We start from the raw sequence: 21,058 nt of genomic DNA, 5'->3' as shown, positions 1-21,058 counted from the left end.
GAAGTCAGGGCTCGCGAATACTCTCGTCGAGACCCTTGATCAGCGGATAGAGGAAATAGCTGATCACACTGCGCTGCCCGACCTTGATTTCGGTAGTGACGGTCATACCCGGCAGCAGAACCGGCGCGTCGCCGCCCGGGCTCTTCAGCAGCGAGGAGTCGACTTCCACATGCGCGCGGAACTGGTGGGGGGCACTTTCGGCCGGCTGAGCCCCCGGCTTGGCGAAGGTGCCGTGGCTGACCGTGCGCACACTGCCATGGGCCGCACCATACTTTTGGAACGGGAAGGCATCGAACTTGATCCGGGCGAGGCTTCCTTTGTCGACGCGGGCGATGTCGCGGGGATGAATGTAGACCTCCGCCTCAAGCGGCACATCGAGCGGCACCAGCGTCATCAGCGGTTCCGCATCCTTGACCACTGACCCTATCGACCGGTCCGCCGTCTGCAGCACTACCGCGTCGGCTGGGGAGCTCAGCGCAACCATATTGTGCCGCAGCTCCATTTTCTTCAATTCCTCGCGGACGCCTTCGCGCTCGCTGCGCAATTCGCTGAGCTGTTCCATTGTCGCACGGCGGTAGTCCTCGATGAACACCTGCCGGTCGGCCTGCAGCTTGGCCAGCGTCCGCGATGCCACCATTGCAGCGCCCGTCACACGTGACAGGTTTGCGTCCACATCAAGCCGCGCGTCGCGCGAGCCGAGAAGGTTGAGGAGCGAGCCCGTCTCGCGCTCGTAGAGCGCCTTGCGCGCGTCCTCGATGCGGCCGAGATTGTCCCGGCGAGCAACGAGAACTGCTTCCTCATTCCTGCTGCTTTCGAGCGCCGCCTGCTGGGTCGCGATCTGCTCGTCGAAATTGCGCATCTGCGCGTCGTAGAAGGCGCGGCGCTGGCGAAAAAGCTCGACTTCATGCTGCGCCTCCGTGCTGTTTTCCGCAATCCCCGCGTAGTCCGTGCCGCTTAGTTCCGCCTCGAGCCGCGCGATCTGTGCGTTGAGCGTAGCGTGCCGAGCGCGCTTCTGGTTGAAGTCGGCTTCGCTGAAGGTGGGGTCGAGCGTCGCCAGCGTCTGGCCTTTGCGCACGAGATCTCCGGGCTTCACGTCGAGCGAGCGAATGATCGAGGTCTCGAGCGGCTGGATGATGATCGTCGGCTGCGTGGTGACCAGCTCGCCTTGCGCGGTGACAATCTCGTCCATCTGCGACAGCGAGGCCCAGGTGACCGCGCTGATGATAAGCAGAGTGAGGCCGTAAAGCGTGACCCGCGACACCACCGGCGGTGGCCTGCGTTCGATCTCGATCGAGTCGCTCTGAAACTCGGTGGCGACCGGAATTTCCCGTTGTTCCTTACCAGCATTGGGCTCGACCTGATGGCTCATGCGACGATCCTCATCTGCTGGTTCCACAGGTGCCGGTAGGGCACGCAGTTGGTGACGAGATGCTCGTGCTTGCCGATCTCGGCGATGCGGCCGCGGTCAATCACCATGATCGCGTCGGCGTCGACCAGCGTGGAGAGCCGGTGCGAGACGATGATCAGTGTTCGGCCTTCCGCGATCTGGCGCAGGTTCTCGCGGACGATCGCCTCGCTGTCCGGGTCGAGCGCGCTGGTCGCCTCGTCGAGAATGAGGATCTTAGGATTGGTGATCAGCGCGCGGGCGATCGAGATGCGCTGGCGCTGCCCGCCGGAAAGATTCGTGGCGCCTTCCTCCAGCACCGTATCCAGCCCGCGGGGCAGACGCGAGATGAACTCCTCCGCGCCGGCCATCCTCGCGGCCGCAATAATCTCATCGACCGTCGCATCGGGCTTCGTCGCGGAAATGTTTTCGGCGATGGTGCCGCGAAACAGGAAACTCTCCTGCAGGACGACGCCGACACTGCGGCGCAGGTGCACGAGGTCGATTTCGCGAAGGTCGAAGCCGTCGATTCGAACGATGCCTTCCTGCACCGGATAAAGGCCCTGGATGATGCGGGTGAGGGTGGTCTTGCCTGAGCCGCTTCGGCCGACAATGCCGACGATCGAGCCCTCCGGGATGGTAAAGGAGACGCCGTCGAGCGCTGGTGCGCCGTCCGGCCCGTAGCGGAACGTCACGCCCTCGAACTCGATCTGGCCCTTGAGTTGCGGCTGGACCCCGCGCTGCTGTTCGGCGCGTTCGGGACGCTGGTTCATGATCTCGCCAAGCATCCGCACTGACAGCGCCACCTCCTGATATTCGTGAACCATGGTGACGATCTGCACCAGCGGCCCGGAGACGCGGCCGGCAAGCATGTTGAACGCCACCAGCGCGCCGATGGTCATGGCCCCGGAGAACACGTCGAGAGCGCCCAGCGCGACGATCGCCACGGTCATCAGCTTCTCGAGGAGGCCGGTGAGCGCCTGGGCGACGGTCGAAATCTTGTCCACGCGGAAGCGAACCGACGTCAGTTGCGCCGAGCGGTCATCCCACGCCTTGCGCTGGCGCGGCTCCATCGCAAGCGACTTGACCGTCTGCATTCCATGAATCGTCTCCACCAGCAGTGCCTGCCGCTGGCCTTCGGCCTCGTAAAGCGTCTTCAGTCTCCGCTGGAACGGCCCAACGAGCGACAACACGACGAGGCCGACGAGCAGTGTAAACCCCAACACCACGAGAGTGAGCTTGACGCTGTAGAGCAAAAGCACCGGAATGAAGACGAGCAGCGACAGGCCGTCGAGGAAGGTGATGAACAGCCGGCCGGTGAGGAACTCGCGGATGCGGCTCGTCTGCTGCATGTGCTTGACGAGGACGCCTGCAGGGCCTTGCTCGAAGAGGCCGATCGGCAGGCGCAGCAGGTGGCCGAATGTCCGGCTCGCCACGCGCACGTCGATCTTGTTCGTTGCGTAAAGCAGAAGGTACCGGCGCAGGAAGGTGAAGATCGCATCGAAGATCAGGGCAACGACGATGCCGATCGTCAGCACCAGCAGCGTCGAATAGGCCTCGTGCACCAGCACCTTGTCAATGACGAGCTGGAAGAAGATCGGGCTGATCAGCCCAAGCCCGTAGAGAATGAGCGCTGCAATGGCGACATCGCGGAACAGGCTGCGCTGGCGGATGAGTTCCGGCAGGAACCAGCGGAAGCCGAACGGCTGTTCCTCGTCGGTCAGCCGGAACTTCCGCTTCATGAAGATGACGATGCCGGTCCAGGCGGGAGAGAACTGTCTTTCGGTGAGGAGAAGCGCCTCTGGCTTGTGGGCGAGGGGATCCAGCACGCGTACCACTGGGCCGTCAGGCGTACCCTGCATGCCGGCAATGATGACCCAGTTGCCGTTCTCCAGCTTGGCGAGAACGGGATAGGCCTGCCCGAGGCGCTGCAGTTCTTGCCAGCTGAGGGTGGAATGTTTCGCGCGAAAGCCCGCATCCTGGGCGATGCGCAGGAGACGGGGGACGGAGACCGGCTCGTCCCCGATCGCGTAGTCATGCATCAGCCTCTCGGGTGACAGATCGACGCCGTGGTGTCGGGCAACCAGGGCAAGGCACTGAAGGCTGGTGTGCATGATGACCTAGTTGAAGTTGGGCGACAGGTTGTTCGTCTTGGCGTCACGGTTCGCGGACTGCGCTGCTTCCGGCGAAACACGCCTAACCGCTCCGGCATCGACCAGACCGTTGAGCGCCTTCTGCATCAGGTCGACGGCGTTAGCGAAGGCGTCGACAGGCATGATGACGCGCTGGCGGAATACGGGCTTCGGCTGGCCCTTCTCGTCCTTCTCGGTGGCGGACAGGCTCATGAAGTCGATGCGCACGATCGTGCCGGTGACGGTGATCTCGCTAATGCCGTCGGCGTAGAGTTCGTTACTCATGATGTTGCTCCTGAGAGTTGGCGCACGTCGCGCGGGGTGAAGAGGAAATTCGGTGGAATTGCTCGCGGCAGCAGCGACGCTGCGGGGAAGTCTTCGGCCAGGCAGTCATCCAGCGCGGCACGAATGGCTGCCTCGTCCATGGTCGTGCCAATGAAGACGAGTTCCTGGCGGCGGTCGCCCCATGGCATCTGCCAGTGGCGCTTCATGATCTCGCCGAAGGCGGCGTGACGAGGCCACAACTGCCGCGGGACCGAGGCCCACCACCGCCCTTTTGCCTCCAGCCGGCGCTGTGCGCCGGCGAACGACAGGGCCATTGTTTCGTCGGGGCTGTCCGCGACCCAGAGGTGGCCCTTGGCACGCAGGACGCCGGAAAAATCATTCTCGACCAGCGCCTGCAGTCGGCTCCTGTCGAACGGGCGCCGCTCAGCGTAGACGAAGCTCCTGACCCCATATTCCTCCGTTTCGGGGACATGGTCGGCAAAGCCGAACAGTTCCTTGTGCCACAGCGGATGGCGCGAGGATTGCGCCTCGCTGTAGAGGTTTACGTTGAGGATCTTTGACGCATCGATCCGTCCATAGCTGGTTTCATAAACCACCGCATCTGCATTGAGCGCGGCGACGACGCTGCGGATCTCACGACGCGTCTCCTCGGAAACGCAGTCGATCTTGTTGATGAGGATGATGTCGGCGAACTCGATCTGGTCGACGAGAAGGTCGACGATCGTGCGGTAGTCGCTGTCGTCGCGAACCTCGCCGCGGTCCACGAGGAACTGCGTGCTAGAATAGTCCGCCAGCAGGTTGGCCGCATCGACAACCGTAACAATCGCATCGACACGAGCGAAGTCTGAGAGGGAAACGCCGTTTTCGTCGCGAAACGAGAAGGTCGCCGCGATCGGCAGCGGCTCGGCAATTCCGGTCGCCTCGATCAACAGCATGTCGAACCGGTTTTCGCTTGCGAGCCGCGTGACCTCGCTCAAAAGGTCGCCGCGGAGCGTGCAGCAGATGCAGCCGTTTGAGAGCTCTACCAGCGTTTCGTCAGTGTGTGACAGCTCCGCGCCGCCGTCCCGCACCAGGTCGGCGTCGATGTTCACTTCGCTCATGTCGTTGACGATCACGGCAACCCGGCGACCCTCCCGATTGTTGAGTATGTGGTTCAGGAGGGTCGTCTTTCCGGATCCAAGAAATCCGGTCAGGATCGTCACAGGCAGGCGGGAATCATCGGCAATGTGCGTCATGATCTTGCTACGCTGCCAGCTGCGGCCGGAAGGTGACGTCCACATAGTAGTTCGTGTTGTTGTACGAGGACGTCGGGAACAACCCGGCCGCTCCGTAGGCGAACACCCCGTTGCCTCCGCTCAGTGCGGACGACAGCGCTGTGAGGTTGCCGCTGGAGTGCTCGTTCTGGAAATAACCAGCGGTTGCCGAGTAGTTCCCGTTGGTGTGGTACGAGACGACATAGGTGGTGCCGGCATCGATCTCCACTTCCTCGGTGAGCGCCATGGTCTGCCAGCCGCTGGCGGACTCGCCGCTGAATGTGACGCTCGAGAGCAACTGCCCTGTAGCGGTCCACAGATAGCCGGTATGCGTCCCGGTGTTCTGCGGTCCTTTGTAGAAGCTGATGCCGGTGATCCAGCCATCGACATCGGCGGTAAACTTCATGCCGAGGTTGACGGAGTCAGGATCGTTGACCGAGACGGTCGCCGGGACGTCTGCGTCCGAGAACAGCCGCTGCTCCAGGTTCGGGGCCCGAACCGACAGCGAGACGGTGGCGCTGTCGAAACCGCCGTTATTGTCAGCGATCGTGTAGGTGAAGCTCGCGTCGCCGCTGTAACCGGCCGTCGGTGTGAACGTGATCGTGTTCGTCAGGTTGTCGAAGGCGACGATGCCGTTTTCTGCCTGGCTGACGCCGGTGATAACCAGCGGGTCGGCGTCTGCATCGCTGTCATTCGCCAGCAATTCTGCAGCCGAGATGACGAGGGACTTCCCCTGGTTTGTCTCGAAGCCGCCGTCGTTTACAGCGACCGGTGCCGAGTTTCCGGTGTTGGGTTCGAAGATAACGTCGACCCAGTAGTTGGTCGCGCCGCTCGCCGACGGGAACACCGTGGAGTTGCCATAGGCATAGACGCCGGCATTGGTGGGGGCCGTCAGTACACCGCTGGTATGCGACGTCGTGAAGTAATTCGGCGATGCAGCATAGAAGCCGTTCGAGTGATAGCTCGCCACGTAGGACGTGCCGGCCACAACGGTAATCGGTTGCGAGAAGGTGACTGTCTGCCAGCCGCTGGCGGACTCGTTGCTGAAGATAGCGGTGGCCAGCAACTCGCCCGTGGCCGTCCAGAGCGTACCGGTGTGGGTGCCGGTGTCCTGCGCGCTCTTGTAGTACCGGATGCCCGTGATGGTTCCGGCCGCGCCAACGGTGAATCGGACGCCAAGCTCGACGGAACCGGGATCGTTGTCCGCTGGTATGGTGGGCGATACGTCGTCCGAGAACAGTTTGACCGTCGTATCAGGTGGCACCACGGACAAGCTGACCGTCGCCGATGAGCTGCCGCCCCGACCGTCCTCGATTGTGTAGGTAAAACTTGCCTCGCCGACATAGTCCGCATTTGGCGTAAAGGTGATCGTGTTGGTCTGGCTGTCGAAGGTGACGGTGCCGTTCTGCGCCTGGCCGACGCCGGTGATAACCAGCGGATCCGCGTCTAGATCGCTGTCGTTTGCCAGCAACGCGGCAGCCGTAAGAATGAGCGGGGAGCCGACGTTAGCCACGAAGCCTTCGTCGTTCACGGCGACGGGTGCCAGGTTCTCCGTGTTGGGCTCGAAGATGACGTCGACCCAATAGTTGGCTGCATTGTACGACTGCGTCGGGAACACGCTGGAGTTGCCGTAGGCATAGACGCCAGCGTTCGCGGGGGCCGTCAGCACGCCGTTGGTATGCGATGTCGTGAAGTAGTTGGGTGACGCTGAGTAGAAGCCGTTCGAGTGGTAGCTCGCCACATAGGTCGTACCGGCTGCAACCGTGATCGGCTGCGAGAAGGTGACTGTCTGCCAGCCGCTGGAGGATTCGTTGCTGAAGGTTGCTGTCGCAAGCAACTGGCCGGTTGCGCTCCACACAGAACCCGTATGCGTACCCGTGTCCTGTGCGCTCTTGTAGTACCGGATACCCCTGATGGTTCCTGCCGTAGTCGCGGTGAAGCGGACCCCGAGCTCTACAGATAGCGGATCGTTGACCGCCAGCATTGTCGGCGCCACCTCGGTCGGGAACAATTTTACGGTCGTGTCGGGGGGCGCCACGACCATGTTGACCGTAGCTGTCGAACTCCCGCCCTGACCGTCCTCGACGGTGTAAGTAAAACTTGCCTCGCCAACAAAGTTGGCATTGGGCGTGAAGGTGATGGTCCCGGCGACGGGGTCGTAGTCTATCGTCCCGTTGGTTGCTTCCGAGACATGAGTGATCGTGAGCGGATCCGCGTCGATATCGATGTCATTGGCAAGAAGAGTACTTACCGGAATGACGAGCGCATTATTGCGCACCACGTCGATGTTGTTGTCATTCTGGGCTACCGGCGCTGTGTTGACCGTGTTCTGATGGAAGACGACATCGACCCAGTAATTGGTTGCCTGGTACGAAGAGGTAGGAAACGCCGTACTGGACGAATAGGTGTAAACACCGTTGCCGCCAACCGTCGAAGCCTCGACAGCCGTGAGCGGGCCGTTACTGTGCGCCTGTTCGAAGTAGCCAGGTGTCGCCATGTACGTACCATTCGAATGGTAGGAGGCGACGTAGGTTTGCCCGGCAGCGATCGTGATCGGTGTTGAGAAAGTCGCTTCCTGCCACCCGCTTCCGGACTCGTTGGTGAACGTGACGGTTCCGAGCAGGTCGCCGGATGCCGTCCACAGAGAAGCCGTATGAGTTCCGGTTTCGCCAGTCGCCTTGTAGAAGCGCATCGCGGAGATGGTGCCGCTCTTCGAGGCGGTGAACTTCATGCCAAGTTCAAGCCCCTCACCGTCAGCTGACGGCGCACTCGTCGGCGCGGCCCCTTCATCAAAAATGGAGATGCCGGCCATAGCTTCGTCGACAGTCAGCGAAACGGTTGCCGTGGAGGTTCCGCCGCGCCCGTCGGTGACGACATAGGTGAAACTTGCTGGTCCGAAATACCCATCATCAGGCCGGAAGGTGACTGTACCGGCCTGGAAATTGAGAGTTACGGTCCCGTTCTGGGCCCCGCCGACTGAAAGTATCGAGAGAAGATCACCGTCGGCGTCGTTGTCATTGGCGGTCAGTGCGGCAAAGGACAGCGTCAGCTTGCCGTTGCGGTACACCATGAAGCCGGTGTCGTCCTCCGCAACCGGTTGCGTGTTCGGTCCCGCGTCGAAGACCACGTCGACCCAGTAGTTCGAGTTCTGAAAGCTCTCCGTTGGAAATACGCCCGGCGTCGTGGTGTAGGTGAAGACACCGGCACCTGGCTGCACCGTGATCGGGCCACGTGTAATCGGGCTGGTGAAGTACTGTGTGTCTAGCGAGTAGTAGCCCTTGGTGAAGTAGGATGCGGTGTAGGTCTTGCCGGCCTGGATCTGAACCGGATTGTCAAAGAGCACGGTCTGCCATCCGGAGAGCGACTCGTCCGCCTTAGTCGAGGTGGCCGTGGCGATCAGGTTGCCCTGATCGTCCCACAGGTTCACGACGTGAGTGCCGATATTGTAGAAGCCCTTGTAGAAGCGGATTCCCTCGATCTCGCCGCCGATTGACGTCTGGAAGCGTACACCGACCTCGATGCCGTCGCGGTCCAGAGCCGTCTCCTCGGCGGGCTTATTGGCGAATGTCCAGATGCTGGAGGTGTCCGGCAGCGAAACCGTGACGTTCGCGCTGGAAGTCGGTGTCTCGAGGTTCAGGCTATCGTCCACCGCGCGCGACATCATGGTGTAAGTGCCGGTCGCCTGTGCAGTCCAGGTGTATGTCCAGTTTTCGTAGCCCTGCGCCTTCCACCAGGATTGACCGCCGTCGGTCGAAACCTCGATGCCGGCGACGACGCCGCCGCCTAAATCGTAGGCGATGCCCGTAACGGTGACGCGCTGCCCCTCGACAAAGTGTGCGCCGACAGACGGCGATGTGATTTGGGAAACCGGCGCCAGGAAGTCGGTCGACTTCGTGGCAACCACCAGGCTCGCCATGAGAGTTTCCGGCTGGATCCCCATGTCCGCGAACATGTTGACCATGGCCTGTTGGACGTTGGGATCTGTCGGTGTCGGTGCGCCTGCATGGTTCTCATCCAGGCCCCAGGACCAGAACACGGTGCCCGCGCCGAACACGAGCGCCCCGCTCGGCGCGCGGTACATGGTCAGGCTGTGGGTGGCTTCTTCCGTGCCAATGGTCGTTCCGTAGTCGCGCAGATAGGTGTCGACCACCAGCGTGGTCGACGACATGTTGATCAGGCCGGCCGGACGGTAGCCATTCTCGACGTCGGAATCCCACTCGTAGCCAAGCAGGTTTGGAACGAGCGAATAGGTCTCGCCAGGCTGCAGCTCGGCAACCTCGGTGTTGCGCCAGAAGCGCAGCCTCGACATGTCGTAGGGAATGGTCATCGTGTCGAGCCGGTACGAGTCGACAGTGAACATTGTGCCCGTCAGGGAGTTCTCAGGCTCCTGTCCAGGATCCGCGAATCGCGGATCGCGCCACGTGCCGGTGTGGATGTCGCTCGGATCAATGCTAACGCCTGCCCAGGTCTCCTTGTAGGCGACCATCGTTCGGTAGGGAGTCCCGTTGCCGTCGACGCTGTCTTCCCACCGGATCTTCCAGTAGACCTCGTTGCCGCTCCAGAACGCGAGGTTGACGCCGGAATCGCGCGCCGCCTCAACGTTGGCCCGCTGTTCGGCCGACCAGTATTCGTCGTGCCCGACGGACAGGAACGCCTGATGGTTGAGAAGCTGGGCGCCGTTGCGCGTGGAATCGACGCCAGAGATGTAGGAGACGTCGTAGCCATTCTGCTCGAGCCATCGGATCGCTGAATGCTCGACACCGAAGATGAAGTCGTGCGTGCCGCCGGCGGGGCTGGTGTTGGTGATGAAGGGACGATTGTAGCTGACCTTGTAGGCGCGGCCGATAGCAGTGAGACCACAGCTGCAGTTCGGCGGCATCCAGGCGATCATGTCAGCAGGATCAATGGGAACATTGCCTGTGTAGAGGCTCGCGCCGCCCCATGCGTTGTAAGCTTGCCAGGTGGTATCGGAGGTCTGGAAGACGATGTCGCTGGTCGAGCCGTCTTCGCGGACGATGAATGGGATGTGGCTCGAGCCCTCTACGCCATCCTCCCGCACAAGCTTGGCGATATAAACGCCCGAGACCGAGTCTTCTGGTATCTGCCAGGTGGCGGAGACTTCCCAGTTGCCGCAGTCGATCAGTCCGGTTGTATAATCGACGATCGGGTGCGGCTGGATCTGCGCTTGGGTGAGCTCCTGGCTGATCGTGGCGACCTTTCGGGCGCCGTCCCCATTGTAGTAGCCGAGGCGGTAGATCTCGATCCGATACTTGGTCGCGTCGGTGGCAATCTTGAACTCGACGGTCTCGCCGACGTTGCTGCTGATCTGCGTCGCAAAGCCCTGGATACTGGGATCGCCGTCGCCGTCGATTCCCCATTCCTCGATAGGGTTGCCCTGCTTCTGGTTTTCCAGAACGATCTTGTTGGTCATGTGCCGCCCCTGAGGTTTGCACTGTATCCGTAGCTGGCGCTGATATTCGGCCTGGCGCTTTCGCGCGGACAGCGCACCTTTTGGAGCGTCGCAGTACCCAATGGGGGAGGGGGTATTATCGCTACATCATTTTGGATGATGTGCCGGAGCCCCGATGGAAGAAGGCCCCGGCTGGGATGCTTATGCGTCTCGCGGAAGGATCGACCAGACGCGCGTAATGAAGCCTGCGAATTCATTCATGAAATTGCGCAGGAACTCTTCCGTGCCCGGATTCGTCACCTTGCCGTCGTCGGTGATCAGGTTGGGCGTGAACTGGATATAGGCCTCGATGGCATTCATTTGCGGCGAGTTGCAGAAGCTCAGCACGCTTTTTAGGCTCTGCTGTGCAACCGCCGTCCCGATCATGCCCGGTGACGTGCCGATGATCGCTGACGGCTTGCGGGTGAAGGAATTCTGGCCGTAAGGACGGCTCGCCCAGTCGATGGCATTCTTCAGGCCGCCCGGAATGGAGCGGTTGTACTCCGGCGTGACGAACAGCACGGCATCGACCGCCGCGATTGCCTCTTTAAACTCCCGTGCAACCGGCGGGAAATCGGCGTCGTAGTCGTAGCTGTAGAGCGGCAGGTCCTTGAACGGAATCTCCGACATCTGAAGCTGCGGCGGCGCCAGGAGCGTCAGGGCTTTCGCCAGCTTGCGGTTGATCGAGGCCTTCGCGAGGCTTCCGACAAAATATCCGACCTTGTGCGTAGTCATGTCTTGCTCCTGTCCGTGCGCCCCTTCGCATGAGCAAGACTTAGGGCGCTCCGCGCGGATGACCGCCTGAGCGTGAAATTGGAGGCAAATTTTTCGGGCAGGTGGGATTGGACTTGAAGAGAAGGTGCGGGCAGGGTGCCCGCACCGGTCCCGCCGCTTTGTTAAGCGAGACCTTCTTCCTGCAGTGTCTTCTGGACCGCAGGGCGGGTGGCAACGGCACCCATGAAGCGCTCGATGTTCTTGTAGGACGAGGTGTCGACGTTGACGAAGCGCGTCCAGCCGAGCACGGTCCAGAGATAGGCATCGGCAGCCGTGAAGGTGTCGCCGAGGAGGTACTCGTTATCCGCGAGGTGTGCGTCGAGATAGGCGAAGCGCTTGGCGAGATGCTCACGCGCGGCTGCCTTCGCATCCTCGCTCGTGCCCGGCTTGAACAGCGGGCTGAAGCCCTTGTGCAGTTCGGACGAGATGAACGCCAGCCAGCGCTGGGCGCGGTAGCGGTCGATGCTGCCGAAGGCCGGCATAAGCCCCGATTCCGGCTTCTGATCGGCGATGAACTGAACGAGGATCTGCGCCTCGGTCAGCGAGTCTCCATCAGCGGTCAGGAGCGTCGGCACATAGCCGTTCGGATTGACCGCGAGGAAATCGTCCCCGGCCTCAGTTTTCTTGGTCGCAAGGTCTACACGGACCAAATCGAGCGGCACCGCTGCCTCGTTTGCCACAAGATGGACCGCGAGGGAGCATGCGCCGGGACTGTAGTACAATTTCATTCTGGTCTTACCCCTGATTGAGTAGACCGCCTCCAGACATGATCCTGACAAATCACGCAAGAGGTTGTTTTTGCTCAGTATCGCAATCGTGATCAGGTGAAGTTTTCGACCCTAAGACGAGTGCGAACATCCGGCACACGCTGCCTCTGCGAGTGGTTGCCCCCCCGGCATTTAACCCACGGATAAAAGGCTCTGCGCGCGCATAAGCGATACTCGCTTCGGCGAGATCAATCAGCGGAAATTCTAGGAGGAAGAAGAGATGGTGGGTGATGTAGGGATCGAACCTACGACCCGCTGATTAAGAGTCAGCTGCTCTACCAACTGAGCTAATCACCCGCCGGGTTCGCTGCGAACCGTTGTTGTCCGCCGCGAGTGAGGGGGGATATAGAGGGTGATTTTCCCGCTGTCCAGCACCAAAAATCGAAATTCGCGATTTTTGTTGGATGGCCCGGTTTCCCGCAGCTGAGGGTAGGTCGGCGGGGGTGGGTACAGATCGTGTTCTCATCCGTCGCCTGCAAGAAAGCGCCAAGAAATCATTGGCTTCCGATACGTTAGAGATGGAAACGATCGCGCGGAGGGGAGGATGAGCGGGCTGAGATTCCTGGCTGTTTTTCTTGGCGCCAGCTTTCGCGTGACGCTTTCGGCGAATTGCCGGTGCGACAGGATCTCATTTCGACAGAGCGGATACCTGCGGGATCAGTGAGCTATGCTCATGAGAGGGAACGTGAAAAAAATTGACGGCGGGTCCGAAAACACCGCTGCCGAACCGTTTCCCGGCGCCAGAGCCCTGTGGAATTCTGCCGAAGTGCAGAAGCTCACCGCGTGATTCCGTAATCTGCGAGCCCAAAGGGCGATTCACAGCGTCGAATCCTGACCAGTGATACAGCGTTGTGGTCCTGTAGAAGAAGCGGCAGGAGGCACCTGCATAGTGAAGCGTGGAGATCAGTCTTTCTCAAGGCGGACGAACTCAGAACGGGCCGCGTGTCGCTGAAGCAGTTCCGTCTCCTGCCCCTGTCTGCCTGGACGTGAAGATAAACCTTGCGTGGGCCCCGCATCTGTTCGCCGTTGTGAAGCAGCGGTTTGATAGTTAATATGCGAATTAATGCGGCCGGGCGTCCGCTCGCGCTTATACGATCCTCTTCAAAATGAATGCGGGAACCGGAAGATCGCGCTTGATAGGGGCCGCGATTGCATGCACGTTGGTGACGTAACGGCAGTTTTGTGCATGCAGGCCTGCCGAAATGTATACAGGTGCCGTCGTCGAGAATGGTGGGGAGGACGGGCCAGTTTGGAAGAATAGGCTTCGCCTTGGCGTGCCAGGAAGTTGGATTGCTGCCGGGAGGGGCCCGCTTGCTGAGGCGACCGGTCGAAGGAATTTTTGCCGGTGGGTCATTCGGCCCGCTGGCCTCAGATCTCATTGAACGGGAGGAGAATTGATGAGGTTCACATCAGCATTGTGGAAGGCGTGTCTGGCAGGGGCGGCAGCGATTGCTCTCGCCGGGGCAACGGCTGCGCATGCACAGGTGATCGATCTGTCGGGGCAGACAGTAACGCTGGTTCACAACGCGGCGCCGGGCGGTTCGACCGGTCTTGGCGCACAGATCGCCGCCGATGCATGGTCGAAGACGATGGCGGGCAACCCGACCATCGTTGTCCAGTCGGTTGAAGGCGGTGCGCTTGCACGCGGCATCCGCCACGTGATGAATGCGCGTCCGGACGGCCGTACGCTCGGCTGGGTAGCGTGGAGCGGTTCGACCCGCGTTCTCGATCCTGAAGAGTTGCAAATTCCATTCAAGGATTTCGGCATCATCGGCGGTGTGGGCGGCGCCCACTTCTTCGTCCACGTCAGCACCAAGGTTGCCGGCGGACTCAAGGACAAGGATGAATTCGTCAAGAAGGTCGACAAGTTCACCTTCGGCGGCTTCACTGCGCTGAGCGCAGCTTCCATGCGCACCGCAGCGGCCATGGACCTCCTCGGCATCGACTACCAGTTCGTCTCCGGCTTCGGTGGCGACGGCCCGCTGCAGGCGGCCCTCCAGCGCGGCGAACTCCAGGGCTATCCGGCAACGGGTGTGATCTACAATCGCACGCTGAAGGACACGATGATCAAGGACGGCGAGTCGCTTGGTCTGTTCTATTTCTCGCCGCCGAAGCCTGACGGCAGCGGTCTCAGCGAGGATCCGTTCATGGAGAACCTCGAGACCTTCGACAGCTACTACCGCCGTGTCATGGGCAAGGAGCCGAGCGGTCCGGCTTGGGATGTCATCAAGTTCCACGGCGGCATCGGCGACCGCGTCAACTGGCTGGTTGTAGCCCCGCCGAACACGCCGGAAGAGCACCTGGCGATGCTGCGCGAATCCTTCGCACAGGCCGTCTCCGATCCGGAATTCCTCGCTAACGCCGAAAAGGTGTTCGGCCAGAAGCCGGCGATCACCACGTATCCCGAGATCATGGATGTGGTGGAAGAGGTTTCGCGCACCGACGAGGCGCTGAAGGAAACCATGCGCGGCTATCTGAAGAAGATGGAGCACTGAGGCTCATAAACGGAGCTTCCCGGCGGGTGGCCTTGTGCTGCCCGCCTTCCTGTATGTCGGGCACAGCCCGAAATTCTGCTTGAGGTAGCATTCATGTTTGCCGAACTGGTCGCCGGGCTCGGACTTATTCTTCAATGGCCGAGCGTCTTCTACCTGCTCGCGGGCGTCGTCTTCGGTCTATTTCTTGGTATTATTCCGGGGCTGGGCGGCATCACTGGGATGATCGTCCTGCTCCCATTCACGTTTGGCATGGAGCCAGCCGCTGCACTTGCAATGCTGCTGGGCATCCTCGCCGTCGGACAGACGAGCGACACGATCGCTTCGGTAATGCTCGGCATCCCGGGGTCGGTGGCAGCGCAGGCGACGATCCTCGATGGCCACCCCATGGCGAAGAAAGGTTTGGCGCAGACAGCGCTGGGTGCGGCTTTCACCGTGTCCGCAGCAGGGGGCGTTGTCGGCGCATTGGTGTTGGCTGCCAGCTTGCCGATCCTGATCTGGCTGGTGCTGGCATTCGGTTCGCCTGAATTCTTCGTGCTGGCAGTTGTCGGCTTGTTCATGGTGGGCGCGGTGTCGGGTAACGCCATTTCCAAGGGCGTCGCGGCGGCTGCCGTCGGCCTGTTGTTGTCGCAGGTGGGTTACCCGGTCACGAGTTCTACGCCGCGCTACTGGTTCGGCTACGATTTCCTCCTGGATGGACTGCCACTGGTTCCGGTTGTCATTGGCCTGTTCGGCATCCCGGAGATGATGGCGCTGGCTGGTCGCGGCACTTCGATCGCCGACACTAACGCCGAGGTTGCCCGCGCACAGGGCGACTCGATCATGGCCGGTGTGCGCGAGGCGATAAAGCATCGCTGGATCGCGCTGCGCTGCTCGATGCTCGGCACCTATATAGGCATCCTGCCGGGTCTGGGTGCCTCCGTCGTCGACTGGCTCGCGTACGGCCATGTCGTGCAGACGTCGAAGGACAAGGAGAATTTCGGCAAGGGCGACATTCGCGGCGTGATCGCGCCGGAATCGGCCAATAATGCCGTGCTCGGCGGATCGCTCATCCCGACCATCTCCTTCGGCATTCCCGGCAGCGGCGCCATGGCGATCTTCCTTGGCGCGCTCACTATCCACGGCTTCGTGCCGGGCCGGGACATGCTGACGACCCATCTCGACATCACCTTCTCGATGATCTGGGCGATCATCATCGCCAATATCGTCGGCGCGCTGGCGATGATGGCGTGGTCGAAGCAGGTGACGAAGGCGGCTTACATCGACGGCCATCTCATCGTTCCGGCAGTCATCACCTTCCTCATCATGGGCGCCTGGCTGGTTTCGCCCGCCATGTCTACCCTGGTGATCTTCCTGTTATTCGGCGTCGTCGGCTATCTGATGAAGGTCGCAGGCTGGCCGCGCCCGCCGCTGCTGCTGGGTTTTGTGCTCGGCCCGGTGATGGAAGAGGCGCTGACGATCACCGCCCAGAGTTCAACCTTTGTGGACGTCATCAGTCGCCCCACCGTCATCGCTCTGGTGCTGGTGCTGCTGGTCGTCGGTTACCTCGCGATCCGCTCGGTATGGAAGAATGAGAACACCACCGAGATCGAGGCTTCAAGCAAGTCGGTCGCCGCAATCTACATTTCGGTCGGTCTGGCGGTGCTGGCTGTCGTGATGTTCGCCTACGGCTTCTATGCGGCCCGCGGCTGGACCTTCCTATCGAGCCTGTTCCCGATGGTGACCTGCGCGGTCGGTGTGCCGCTGGCTCTGGCGGTGCTGTGGAAGGACCGCAAGCTCTATGCCGAGCAGGCCGCTGCGCTGAGTGCACGTTCGCTTGGCGTTATGCACGCGGTCGGCGAACTGTTCCACGAGCAGAAGAAGGAACTGGCCGCGCTGCTGACGTTCGCGGTGGCTATCATTGCGATCCCGATCCTTGGGCAGGTGCCGGCGATCCTTCTTTTCACGGCGCTCTATCTGGTTGTTTGGGGCAGGTACCGCTTCGTCGCAGTCACGCTATACACCGCCGCCATGGCTGCGCTGATCTACGCGCTCTACCACCGCATGCTGCACACGCCGTTCGAACCCTCGGCCTTCATCGACTGGAGCTGGTTCAACCTCTAGCGGTAGCGGGAAAAAGAATGGGCGGCTTGGCCGCCCATTTTCGTTCGAGGTGTCTGGCGATTAACGCCCGACCAGTGCCAGTACCACTGGCAGAGAGAACAGGCAGATTCCGGTCGCGATCACCAGGGCCGCGGCAGCAAGGCCTTCCATGCCAACGCGCCGGCTGAGGATCGGGTAGATGGTGACCATTGAGACCGCCGAGATGACGATGCCGACGGCGGCAAGCTGAGCCGGAACACCGGGAACGAGGAAGAACGCGACGGTGACGGCGAGCGGATGCAACAGCATCTTGCCGACGATGATCGGGACCATGTCCAGCTGCAGGTCGCCGGGCCGCAGGCTGGCGATTGTACCGCCGACGACGAAGAGAGCAGCAGGCGCCGAAGCGGCCGCCAGCATGTCGAGCGATCGGACGACCGGGGCAGGGAAGCTCAGGTCGAGGAGCGCCATGCCAAGGCCGCAGACGATTGCGAGCAGCAGTGGCATGCGCGACAGGCGACTGGCGGTCTGGCGCAGGACGGAAAGGGCCGACTCCTTGCCGCTGTTCGCCCACTCGATCAGCACGAAGGTCAGCGGCATGATCAGCACGTTCTCGATCAGCATCGATAGCGGAATAGCGAGCAGGGCGATCTCACCGAAGACTATGCTGGTGACCGGAAACGCGATGAAGCCGCTGTTTGACATCGACGCGCCAAATGCCCCCATTGTTGCGCGATCCATCGGCCGCCTCAGCCATAAGCGCAGCACCGCCATCGCGATGAAGAAGGTGACAAGTGAACCAGCGCCATACGCAAGCACGTAGCCGAGATTGAAGGATTTTGAGATGTCCTGGCGGGCCAGCGCTGAGAGAAGCACTGCAGGCAGCGCGAAGTTGAGCACGAAGGCAGCTAAGCCCTCGATGTGCCCTGGCGTGATCATCTTCATCTTGACCGCGAAAAGGCCAAGGCCGATCAGCAGGAGGATCGGCAGCATCAGCGTGACAATTTCGTACATGCAACAGGTCTCTGAGAGTAGGGGCGCGATCAATCAACGCGTGTAACGCGCCAGACAAGGGCAGCGACTGAGAACTTGTTTCACCCTGCAGGAATTTGATGTTCGAGCGGACGGATGGCCGCGAGGAAATCGCTGAAAAACTCGCCCTGGATCACCACGTGCTGGCGCATTGCCTCATGTGCGCGCTTTGGGTCATGGCTGCGAATGGCGTCGAGCACGGCGTCATGCTCGGCAAGCGAACGAGCGACGCGACCAGGGACGCGCAGCTGCAGCCGGCGATAGGGTTTCAGCCGCCGCTGCAGTGAGCATGCTTGCTCGTACAGGAAGGTGTTGCCGCTCGCTTCGTAGATCGTCTGGTGGAACTGCTCGTTGGCGTAATAGTAGTCGTCCGAGTTGCCCTTCGTCTGCGCCCGCCGGCAGTTTTCCTGGGCTTCTCCGAGCCGCAACAGCTGCTCCGTGTGGATGCGCCGGGCGGCAAGGCGCGCGCACATCGCCTCCAGCTCGCCCATCACCTCGAACATCTCGACGAGTTCGGTGATCGTCAGTTGGTTCACGAACGCGCCCCTGTTAGGGACGATCTTCACCAACCCCATCGTGCTCAGCTGGATGAGTGCCTCACGAACGGGCGTTCGCGATACCTGATGGCGGGCCGCGAGCGTCGCCTCGTCCAGCCGCTCGCCGGGAACGTAGAACCCTGTGACGATGTCCTGCTCGATGGCATCCCGGACGATGGTCTTGCTGGGCTTCGGTGTCTTGACCCCGACGTTCATTCCTGGCTGTTCCTGAGTGTTGCTAGATGTGAATATCCGCAGCCGCCTTGAGCGCCTGGATGTGCCGCACCGCGGAGATCGCCGCGGTCACGCCGTCGCCGGCGGAGGCTGCAAGGTGGGCAACGGATTCGCTGCGTATATCGCCAGCCGCGAACAGGCCGGGCATGGACGTCTGCATCGATAAATCGACGGCGATGCGTCCATCCGAGGCGAGGTCGACGAGCCCCGAGACGAAATCGACGTTCGGGTCGAGGCCGACATAGACAAACAACCCGTGGCAGGGCAGCTCCGTCACCTTACCAGACGGGATCTCGTGCAGCGTGATCGAGGACACGCCCGACCCGTCACCATCGATCCGTTCGACCTCGCTGCAGGGCACGAACTCGATATTGCCTGCTGCTTTGCAGGCTTCGATGAGGGAATGGCGGGCCGTGGGGCGACGGTGGCGCATGACGATGCTGACTTTTTCGGCGTGCTCGGAAAGCGCCAGCGCTTCGTCGAGCGCGGAGTCGCCTGCCCCGACGACGCAGACTGTGCGGCCCTTCATCAATGGCCCATCGCAGGACGCGCAGTGCGACACCCCGCGTCCCTCGAATTCGTCCTCCCCCGGCACGCCGAGCTTCTTTCGCGAGGAGCCCGCAGCAACGATGACGGTGGCTGTGGTTACGTCGATGTCGCCGCCGAGCACGCGAAATCCGCCGTCGATCCTTTCGATCTGCTCGATCGTGTCGAGTGCAAAGACAGCTCCGGCTTCATCAGCCTGAATTTGAAGCGCAGGACCGAGTTCGAAGCCAGCCATACCTTCAGCAGGGCCGGGAAAATTCTCGATCCGGTCGACATTGATGACCTGGCCGCCCGCGCCGAGCTTGTCGACCACCAGCGTTTGCAGCCCGTGGCGGGCCGCAGTGATCGCGGCATTGAGGCCGGCAACGCCGGCCCCGATGATGACGACGTCGTTGTCCATCTCTAGCGCCATTCGTCGACCGACACCGTTGTCCGGTAGTGCGCCCCATAGATCTGCCAGTAGCCGTTGGCTTCACCGCCGACGACCACGACGTTGATGTCTTTTTCCTGGAAGATGTGGATCAGCTCGTCCTTGTCCGCCTTCAGCTTCGACGCCAGAGGCTCCTCGCCGAACGTGGCGCGGGGATAGATGTAGTTCTGGACGAGCTGCAGATCCCAGAAGCGGCCCGCCGGCATCTGCGCGGTCTCGTAGATGAAGTGGAGGAGGTCCTGCTTGTTTACGAAGCCCCCGCGCTCCACAAACTGGCGCGCACAGATCGGATCGAGGACAAGGACCGGCGCTGTGATCGCGTCCGTTCCGAGCAGCATGTCTCGGACATGCTCGCGCCAGTACTCCTTGCGCAGGCCGAGGCTAAAGGTGGTCGACCGGCAGCCGTGAAAGACGCTGACCGTGCTGGCATTTGCGTCGAATCCCTTCTGGACGTGCAGCGGCTCCCACGGGCTGCGCTCCTCGTTCTCGGCGAAGGTGAGGTTGTTGTAGGTGTAGCCGTTGCCGAGCGAGCCCATGAACGTCTCGCCGGGGACCGATCCGCCCTGCAAGTTCTGGGACAGCAAGCCAAAGGCGCGGCCGATGGTGGCGTTGGCATGGTTGTAAGGGCCAAGCGCGCCGATGCCGCAGTTCATGCCGATCTCGTGGCGGATCGGTCCGTTGACGACGGCCATCGCCGACGCGGAGCTCGAGGTCGATCCGCGCGCCGTGACCTGGGCATGGGCGAGGGCGAGGATGACCGGAAAATATTCCGGCTTCGCCCCTGCCATCACCGCGTTCACGGCGACCTTCTCCACCGTATATTCCCACAGCCCGCGATTGGTGGTCGGCTGCATGTGGCCGACAACCTCGTCCGGCTTGCGGCTGGTCGCGGCGAGCATTTCCTGCACGCGCTTTTCGGTCGGCAGCACGATCGGCAGCTTGTCGGTCCAGTTTTGCCGCAAATAATACTCGTGCAGCGCCTCTTCGGTGTCGGGTTCGACGAAGCGGGGCGTCGTGCGCTCGAACTGCGTCTCCTCGGCTGGCGCGGCGAGGCCTTGGGTGAGGGCGGTGATGATCTCCTGCATAACCGGCTGTCCGGTGACAGGATCCTTGCCCTCGATATAGGCTCGAAGTTCCTCAGGCGTGCGGCCCATCACCGGCTGCGGCACGAACACCAGCGGCTGTTGCGGCAGCCCGCCCATCTTCGCCACTGATTTCACGACCTTGTCGAACTTGTCGGTGTGGATGGCGACGGCCGGAACGACGTACTTGGTCTCAAGCGTAATTGCATGGGTGGTGACGGCTGGCGCGCAGGTGGAGCAGTGGCCGACGCCGATAATGGCGGCATGGCCTTCCGCCTTGATCTCTTCCCAGAGCTTTGGATCGTCCTTCGAGTAGGTGCTCGCCATCTGACGCAGCCGCACCTCGACAGACGGCATGTTTCGCGCGAACCAGGCCTGTACTTCCTTCAGGAGCTCGACGGAGTCGTCGAACCGGCTGTCGACCAGATAAAGCACCTTGCCGTCGAGCGAGCCCGGGCGCGGGGCGGGCTGCTTGCGGCTAACCTTCGGCGGGTAGCCGACGGGGTTGTGGACCTTGATGGCGGGGCCCGTCTCTTCAGGCTTTGTCTGGTGCAGCATCTATTTCTCCTCCCAAAGCAGC

General features: G+C 61.7%; 13 protein-coding genes and 1 tRNA gene. 2 read left to right on the top strand and 12 right to left on the bottom strand.

Going from position 1 to position 21,058, the window contains the following annotated elements; all coding sequences use genetic code 11:
* Window positions 1-4: 4 nt before the first annotated feature.
* The 8 genes from L630_RS0107820 to L630_RS0107785 all read right to left on the bottom strand — a co-directional run bounded on the left by L630_RS0107820 (window position 5) and on the right by L630_RS0107785 (window position 12,341).
* Complete coding sequence (locus L630_RS0107820) at window positions 5-1,369, bottom strand: HlyD family type I secretion periplasmic adaptor subunit (protein ID WP_024847709.1); 1,365 nt, start codon at window positions 1,367-1,369, stop codon at window positions 5-7.
* On the bottom strand, window positions 1,366-3,498 hold the full coding sequence (locus L630_RS21150; protein ID WP_034329660.1) for a peptidase domain-containing ABC transporter: 2,133 nt from the start codon (window positions 3,496-3,498) through the stop codon (window positions 1,366-1,368). Before L630_RS21150 ends, L630_RS0107820 begins: the two co-directional genes overlap by 4 nt.
* Window positions 3,499-3,504: 6 nt before the next feature.
* Window positions 3,505-3,801: a hypothetical protein gene (locus L630_RS0107810; protein WP_024847708.1), complete on the bottom strand. Its 297-nt coding sequence runs from the start codon at window positions 3,799-3,801 to the stop codon at window positions 3,505-3,507.
* Window positions 3,798-5,036, bottom strand: a complete 1,239-nt coding sequence (locus L630_RS0107805; protein WP_024847707.1) for a GTP-binding protein — start codon at window positions 5,034-5,036, stop codon at window positions 3,798-3,800. Before L630_RS0107805 ends, L630_RS0107810 begins: the two co-directional genes overlap by 4 nt.
* Window positions 5,037-5,043: 7 nt before the next feature.
* The gene (locus tag L630_RS0107800) at window positions 5,044-10,485 is read right to left on the bottom strand and encodes a DUF4082 domain-containing protein (RefSeq protein ID WP_024847706.1); all 5,442 of its coding nucleotides are present in this window, start codon (window positions 10,483-10,485) and stop codon (window positions 5,044-5,046) included.
* Window positions 10,486-10,665: 180 nt separating this feature from the next.
* On the bottom strand, window positions 10,666-11,238 hold the full coding sequence (locus L630_RS0107795) for an NADPH-dependent FMN reductase (RefSeq protein ID WP_024847705.1): 573 nt from the start codon (window positions 11,236-11,238) through the stop codon (window positions 10,666-10,668).
* Between the two features lie 161 nt (window positions 11,239-11,399).
* Entirely contained in the window at window positions 11,400-12,005 is a 606-nt protein-coding gene (gstA, locus tag L630_RS0107790; protein WP_024847704.1) for a glutathione transferase GstA, read from the bottom strand.
* Between the two features lie 260 nt (window positions 12,006-12,265).
* Window positions 12,266-12,341, bottom strand: a tRNA-Lys gene (locus L630_RS0107785).
* Between the two features lie 1,100 nt (window positions 12,342-13,441).
* On the opposite strand from L630_RS0107785, the gene L630_RS0107780 reads away from it, so the two are divergent.
* Both L630_RS0107780 and L630_RS0107775 read left to right on the top strand, forming a co-directional pair.
* On the top strand, window positions 13,442-14,539 hold the full coding sequence (locus L630_RS0107780) for a hypothetical protein (protein ID WP_144706758.1): 1,098 nt from the start codon (window positions 13,442-13,444) through the stop codon (window positions 14,537-14,539).
* 93 nt (window positions 14,540-14,632) lie between these two features.
* Window positions 14,633-16,639, top strand: a complete 2,007-nt coding sequence (locus L630_RS0107775; protein ID WP_024847702.1) for a tripartite tricarboxylate transporter permease — start codon at window positions 14,633-14,635, stop codon at window positions 16,637-16,639.
* A gap of 60 nt (window positions 16,640-16,699) precedes the next feature.
* Here the strand turns inward: L630_RS0107775 and L630_RS0107770 are convergent, their stop codons facing one another.
* The 4 genes from L630_RS0107770 to L630_RS22130 all read right to left on the bottom strand — a co-directional run bounded on the left by L630_RS0107770 (window position 16,700) and on the right by L630_RS22130 (window position 21,036).
* Window positions 16,700-17,632, bottom strand: a complete 933-nt coding sequence (locus L630_RS0107770) for an AEC family transporter (protein ID WP_024847701.1) — start codon at window positions 17,630-17,632, stop codon at window positions 16,700-16,702.
* A gap of 80 nt (window positions 17,633-17,712) precedes the next feature.
* Window positions 17,713-18,402 (bottom strand): GntR family transcriptional regulator, encoded by a 690-nt coding sequence (locus tag L630_RS0107765; protein WP_024847700.1) that lies wholly within the window; start codon window positions 18,400-18,402, stop codon window positions 17,713-17,715.
* A gap of 22 nt (window positions 18,403-18,424) precedes the next feature.
* Window positions 18,425-19,366 carry an NAD(P)/FAD-dependent oxidoreductase gene (locus L630_RS0107760; RefSeq protein WP_034329656.1) on the bottom strand — a complete coding sequence of 314 codons (942 nt, stop codon included), beginning with the start codon at window positions 19,364-19,366 and terminating at the stop codon, window positions 18,425-18,427.
* Between the two features lie 2 nt (window positions 19,367-19,368).
* Entirely contained in the window at window positions 19,369-21,036 is a 1,668-nt protein-coding gene (locus L630_RS22130) for a hypothetical protein (protein ID WP_024847698.1), read from the bottom strand.
* Between the last annotated feature and the right edge of the window lie 22 nt (window positions 21,037-21,058).

The sequence above is a fragment of the Aminobacter sp. J41 genome, assembly GCF_000526635.1.
Taxonomy (GTDB): domain Bacteria; phylum Pseudomonadota; class Alphaproteobacteria; order Rhizobiales; family Rhizobiaceae; genus Aerobium.
Note: the sequence above shows the minus strand (reverse complement) of the source record. Positions and strands in the feature narration are given on the sequence as shown.

What these genes read in the sequence shown, in the direction of transcription:
- L630_RS0107780 (WP_144706758.1), top strand. Translation starts at nt 13,442, where the DNA reads ATGAGGTTCACATCAGCATTGTGGAAGGCGTGTCTGGCAGGGGCGGCA.
- L630_RS0107760 (WP_034329656.1), bottom strand. Translation starts at nt 19,366, where the DNA reads ATGGACAACGACGTCGTCATCATCGGGGCCGGCGTTGCCGGCCTCAAT.
- L630_RS0107820 (WP_024847709.1), bottom strand. Translation starts at nt 1,369, where the DNA reads ATGAGCCATCAGGTCGAGCCCAATGCTGGTAAGGAACAACGGGAAATT.
- L630_RS22130 (WP_024847698.1), bottom strand. Translation starts at nt 21,036, where the DNA reads ATGCTGCACCAGACAAAGCCTGAAGAGACGGGCCCCGCCATCAAGGTC.
- L630_RS0107795 (WP_024847705.1), bottom strand. Translation starts at nt 11,238, where the DNA reads ATGACTACGCACAAGGTCGGATATTTTGTCGGAAGCCTCGCGAAGGCC.
- gstA (WP_024847704.1), bottom strand. Translation starts at nt 12,005, where the DNA reads ATGAAATTGTACTACAGTCCCGGCGCATGCTCCCTCGCGGTCCATCTT.
- L630_RS0107805 (WP_024847707.1), bottom strand. Translation starts at nt 5,036, where the DNA reads ATGACGCACATTGCCGATGATTCCCGCCTGCCTGTGACGATCCTGACC.
- L630_RS21150 (WP_034329660.1), bottom strand. Translation starts at nt 3,498, where the DNA reads ATGCACACCAGCCTTCAGTGCCTTGCCCTGGTTGCCCGACACCACGGC.
- L630_RS0107800 (WP_024847706.1), bottom strand. Translation starts at nt 10,485, where the DNA reads ATGACCAACAAGATCGTTCTGGAAAACCAGAAGCAGGGCAACCCTATC.
- L630_RS0107770 (WP_024847701.1), bottom strand. Translation starts at nt 17,632, where the DNA reads ATGTACGAAATTGTCACGCTGATGCTGCCGATCCTCCTGCTGATCGGC.
- L630_RS0107775 (WP_024847702.1), top strand. Translation starts at nt 14,633, where the DNA reads ATGTTTGCCGAACTGGTCGCCGGGCTCGGACTTATTCTTCAATGGCCG.
- L630_RS0107810 (WP_024847708.1), bottom strand. Translation starts at nt 3,801, where the DNA reads ATGAGTAACGAACTCTACGCCGACGGCATTAGCGAGATCACCGTCACC.
- L630_RS0107765 (WP_024847700.1), bottom strand. Translation starts at nt 18,402, where the DNA reads ATGAACGTCGGGGTCAAGACACCGAAGCCCAGCAAGACCATCGTCCGG.